The sequence below is a fragment of the Pseudomonas sp. Pseusp97 genome (assembly GCF_047304025.1).
Taxonomy (GTDB): Bacteria; Pseudomonadota; Gammaproteobacteria; order Pseudomonadales; family Pseudomonadaceae; genus Pseudomonas.
The window spans coordinates 1-4,983 of record NZ_JBGLYK010000308.1; the positions used below are offsets into that span (position 1 = coordinate 1).

Genomic DNA, 4,983 nt, shown 5'->3' on the forward strand with positions numbered 1-4,983 from the left:
TTTTTTTAACCTCCCGGGGGCCCGTTGGGGGCCTGTTTAAACTTTGGGTGCCGGCTCCCCCTCCGGGCCCCCCCCCCTTCCGGGCGGGGGGCGGGGGAGAGGGAAGGCGCAGGCACGGATTTTCAGGACCGTAGGGCGCATGACCCGAAACGGGTTATCCGCCGATCACCTCGTGGCGGATAACGCTGGCGCGTTATGCGCCCTACGGTCTGCGGATTCGGTGGATGCGGCAGGTCGGTCGCGGATTGTGTCCGCAATGGGATGATGGGGGTTTCGGCGCTGTCGTCACCCTTCGCGGACAAGGTCCGCTCCTACAGGGTGGCGGGCCTCCGGAGTGTGCTGGCGCTGGTCCGGCTCTCGTAGGAGCGGATCTTGTCCGCGATCTCTCCTGCTCGATGTGTGCCGGTGAGCGATGTTCGCGAGCAAGCTCGCTCCTACAGTCTCGCTCTCGTGCCTGGGCGGCTTTTCGTAGGAGCGAGCTTGCTCGCGAACCAGTGGGTTCGGTGGGCGTGGCAGGTCCATCGCGGACGGAGTCCGCTCCTACGTGGAGGCCTGCGTGGAGGCCATGCCCTTTCCCTAACCCTCTCCCTGAAGGGAGAGGGGACCGATCGGAGCAGGATGAAACTACGGCGTCAACCGGTACGATCTGCGCCCTCTCCTGCAAGCGTGAGAGAGGGCCGTTCGGTGCAGGATGAAACTATGGTGTCAGCTGGCACGATCGGCTCCCTCTCCCTTCGGAGCGGGGCGCGCAGCCAGGGCAGGCGAGAGGGAAAGCCCAGGCACGGATTTTCAGAAGAAGACCGTTGCTCCTAAGCAGCGCTCCCCTGGTGAGCAGGAACCGCACCCACACCTGCCCACCTCACTGCCACCCCTTCACCCCGCTCATGTCCGGCAGGTGGTGGGCGATGCCCTTGTGGCAGTCGATGCAGGTCGCCGCGCCGGAGGCCAGGGCGGTGGAATGCATCTGCCGGGCGCGCTGGCTCTGGCGGGTGAAGTCCATGAACTGGAAGTTGTGGCAGTTGCGGCACTCCAGCGAGTCGTTGGCCTTGAGCCGCGCCCATTCGTGCTCCGCCAGTTCGCGGCGGTGATCGAGGAATTTCTCGCGGGTGTTGATGGTGCCGAAGATCTTGCCCCAGACCTCCTTGGAAGCCTGCATCTTGCGCGCGATCTTGTCGGTCCACTGGTGCGGCACGTGGCAGTCCGGGCAGGTGGCGCGCACACCGGAGCGGTTGCTGTAGTGGATGGTGTCCTTGAGTTCGACGAAGACGTTGTCGCGCATCTCATGGCAGGAGGTGCAGAAGGCCTCGGAGTTGGTCGCTTCCAGCGCGGTGTTGAAGCCGCCCCAGAAGATGATCCCGGCGAGGAATCCGGCCAGCGTCAGGAAGCCCAGGCTGTAATGCACGCTGGGCCGGCGCAGGACGTGCCAGTAGCCCGAGAGCCAGGCGAACAGAGCTTTCATGGCGCCTCCTCAGGGCTTGCCGGTCGACGTGCCGGCGGCCGCGTCGTGCTGGAGGATGGTGTCGATGTCCTCGAAGGTGTTGCCCACCAGTGGCTTCACGTCCTTCTGCGGCACATGGCACTGCACGCAGAAGTAGCGCCGCGGGGCCACGGCGGCCAGTGGCTGGCCGTCGCGATCCATGTAGTGGGTGATGCTGATCATCGGCGCCTGCACCCGCGCGCTGTTGGCGCGGCTGTGGCAGGACAGGCACTTGTTGCTGTTGCTGTCGATGCGGTAGCCGACGATGGTGTGGGGGATGGTCGGTGGCTGCTCGGGGTAGTTGCGCTCGCGGCGGATGTCCTTGTTCTCGTCGGTGGCCAGCGGCGGCGCCGGTTGATCCTGGGTGAGGGTGCCGCCGGGGCGGCGACCGTCAGGGGCGGGCGCGTCCAGCGGGTAGTTGACCTCGGCGGCCAGCGCCGGGAGGGCGAACAGCAGCAGGAGCAGGGCAGGCAGTGTCGGTTTCATCGCGCGTTCCTCAGGCCAGGCTGACCAGTTCGATGCGCACCGCGCATTTCTTGTAGTCGGTCTGCTTGGAGATCGGGTCGGTGGCGTCCAGCGTGACCTTGTTGATCAGCTTGTTGGCGTCGAAGAAGGGCACGAACACCAGCCCCTGCGGCGGCTTGTTGCGCCCGCGGGTTTCGATGCGCGCGCGGATTTCGCCGCGCCGGCTGATCACCTTTACCTCGCTGCCGCGGCGCATCTTCAGGTCGCGTGCGTCGTCGGGGTGCATGTACACCACGGCGTCCGGCACCGCCTTGTACAGCTCGGGCACGCGCTGGGTCATGCTGCCGGTATGCCAGTGTTCGAGCACGCGGCCGGTGGAGAGCCAGAACGGGTATTCCTTGTCCGGCGCTTCCGCCGGCGGCTCGTAGGGCAGGGCGAAGATGATCGCCTTCTTGTCCGGGTAGCCGTAGAACTGCAGGCCGCTGCCCTTGGCCACATAGGGGTCGTAGCCCTCGCGGTAGCGCCAGCGGGTTTCCTTGCCGTCCACCACCGGCCAGCGCAGGCCGCGCGCTTCGTGGTAGACGTCGAAGGGGGCGAGGTCATGGCCGTGGCCACGGCCGAAGCTGGCGTATTCCTCGAACAGGCCCTTCTGGATATAGAAGCCGAAGGCCTTGGCCTCGTCGTTCTCGAAGCCCTCGGCGATCTGCTCGCTGCCGAAGGCGTCCACCTGGCCGTTCCTGAACAGCACCTCATAGAGTGTCTTGCCCTTGAGGTCCGGCGCCTTGGCCAGCAGCTCGGCGGGCCAGACTTCGTCGGTGGTGAAGCGCTTGGAGAATTCCACCAGTTGCCAGAGGTCGGATTTCGCCTCGCCCGGCGCCTTCACCAGTTGGTGCCAGAACTGCGTGCGGCGCTCGGCGTTGCCGTAGGCGCCTTCCTTTTCCACCCACATGGCGCTGGGCAGGATGAGGTCGGCGGCCTGGGCGGAAACGGTCGGGTAGACGTCGGAGACGATCACGAAGTTCTCCGGGTTGCGCCAGCCCGGCAGGACCTCCTGCATGACGTTCGGACCGGCATGCATGTTGTTGCAGACCTGGGTCCAGTAGACGTTGAGCACGCCGTCCTTGAGCATCCGGCTCTGCTGCACGGCGTGGAAGCCGATCTTTTCCTGGATGGTGCCGGCGGGCACCTTCCAGATCTTCTCGGCGGTCTCGCGGTGCTTGGGGTTGGTCACCACCAGATCGGCCGGCAGGCGGTGGGCGAAGGTGCCCACCTCGCGGGCGGTGCCGCAGGCCGAGGGCTGGCCGGTGAGGGAGAAGGGGCTGTTGCCCGGCTCGCTGATCTTCCCGGTAAGCAGGTGGATGTTGTAGATCAGGTTGTTCGCCCAGACCCCGCGGGTGTGCTGGTTGAAGCCCATGGTCCAGAACGACACCACCTTGCGCTTCGGGTCGGCGTACAGCTCGGCCAGGGCCTTGAGGCGTTCGGCCGGCACGCCGCTTTCCTTCGCGGTGCGTTCCAGGGTGTAGGGTTTGACGAAGGCGGCGAACTCGTCGAAGCCGATGTCGCTCCAGGTGTTGGCCTTGTCCGCGTTCTTCGCCTGCTTCTCCAGCGGGTTGTCCGGCCGCAGGCCGTAGCCGATGTCCTCGGCACCGCGGGCGAAGCGGGTGTGCTTGTCGACGAAGTCGCGGTTGACCGCGCCGCTTTCGATGATGTGGTTGGCGATGTAGTTGAGGATGTAGAGGTCGGTCTGCGGCTTGAACACCATCGGGATGTCCGCCAGGTCGAAGCTGCGGTGCTCGAAGGTGGAGAGCACGGCGACCTTGACCTGGCCTGCGCTCAGGCGGCGGTCGGTGACCCGCGACCAGAGCACGGGGTGCATCTCGGCCATGTTCGAGCCCCAGAGCACGAAGGTGTCGGTGGCCTCGATGTCGTCGTAGCAGCCCATGGGCTCGTCCATGCCGAAGCTGCGCATGAAGCCCATCACCGCCGACGCCATGCAATGCCGGGCGTTGGGGTCGATGTTGTTGCTGCGCAGGCCGGCCTTGAACAGCTTGTTGGCCGCGTAGCCTTCCCACACCGTCCATTGCCCGGAGCCGAACATGCCCACGGAAGTGGGGCCCTTGGCCTTGAGCGCGGCCTTGAACTTCTCGGCCATGATGTCGAAGGCGGCGTCCCAGCTGATCGGCTGGAACTCCCCCTGCTTGTCGAACTTGCCGTCCTTCATGCGCAGCAGCGGGCGGGTCAGGCGGTCGCTGCCGTACATGATCTTGGACAGGAAGTAGCCCTTCACGCAGTTGATCCCGCGGTTGACCTCGGCCTTGATGTCGCCGTGGGTGGCGACCACCTTGCCGTCGCGGGTGGCGACCATCACGCTGCAGCCGGTGCCGCAGAAGCGGCAGGGCGCCTTGTTCCAGTCCAGGCGGGTCATGTCCGCCTCGGTGACCAGGTTGCTGGCGGAGCTGAGGATCGGCAGTCCGGCGGCGGCCGCGGCAATGGCGGCGGCGTTGGCCTTGGCGAACTGGCGGCGGGTCAGGTTCATCGGGCACCTCCGGCCTGGGCGAGAACGGGTTCGGGGTCGATCTGCGGGCATTCCGGCGACTCGACGATCTCGTGGTAGATGAGCACGGCGTTGAGTACGCCCGGCAGGTTCTGGATGGCGTTCAGGTTGTCGAGAATGCTCGCTTCGTGGGCCGCCTCCAGCACCACCACCAGTTTTCCCTGCGGGCTCTGCTGGTGGACTTCCAGGCCCGGCAGGCGCAACAGGTTGGCCTTCACGGCCTCCAGCAGTTCAGGGCGGGAGTGGACGATCAGGCTGGCGATCTGGATGCTCTGGGGCATCTGCGTCTCAGGCATGGGGAGCCTCGCGGTTCAGTTGGATGGCGTGGCCGGGGCAGGGCGCTACGCAGGCGCCGCAACCGGTGCAGAGGGAGGGATCGAGCAGGGGCAGGGACGGACCGCCCAGCTGCGGGCGGAAGCGGATGGCGCGCGGCTCGCAGGCGTCGTCGCAGCTGCGGCAATGGATGCCGGCGCGCGCAGATCGACGA

General features: G+C 66.3%; 5 protein-coding genes. All 5 read right to left on the reverse strand.

Annotated features, from left to right (window positions below; all coding sequences use genetic code 11):
* Nucleotides 1-859 precede the first annotated feature (859 nt).
* Nucleotides 860-1,459, reverse strand: coding sequence for a cytochrome c3 family protein (locus tag ACCC94_RS27680; protein WP_413352793.1), 600 nt, complete (start codon nt 1,457-1,459; stop codon nt 860-862).
* Nucleotides 1,460-1,468: 9 nt separating this feature from the next.
* Nucleotides 1,469-1,963: a nitrate reductase cytochrome c-type subunit gene (locus ACCC94_RS27685; RefSeq protein ID WP_413352794.1), complete on the reverse strand. Its 495-nt coding sequence runs from the start codon at nt 1,961-1,963 to the stop codon at nt 1,469-1,471.
* 10 nt (nt 1,964-1,973) lie between these two features.
* Entirely contained in the window at nt 1,974-4,478 is a 2,505-nt protein-coding gene (napA, locus tag ACCC94_RS27690) for a nitrate reductase catalytic subunit NapA (protein WP_413352795.1), read from the reverse strand.
* A complete protein-coding gene (locus tag ACCC94_RS27695; RefSeq protein WP_413352797.1) occupies nt 4,475-4,777 on the reverse strand; it encodes a chaperone NapD in 303 nt (100 codons plus the stop codon). Before ACCC94_RS27695 ends, napA begins: the two co-directional genes overlap by 4 nt.
* A 7-nt stretch (nt 4,778-4,784) precedes the next feature.
* The coding region (locus tag ACCC94_RS27700) for a 4Fe-4S dicluster domain-containing protein (RefSeq protein WP_413352796.1) at nt 4,785-4,983 on the reverse strand (199 nt) is incomplete at its 5' end.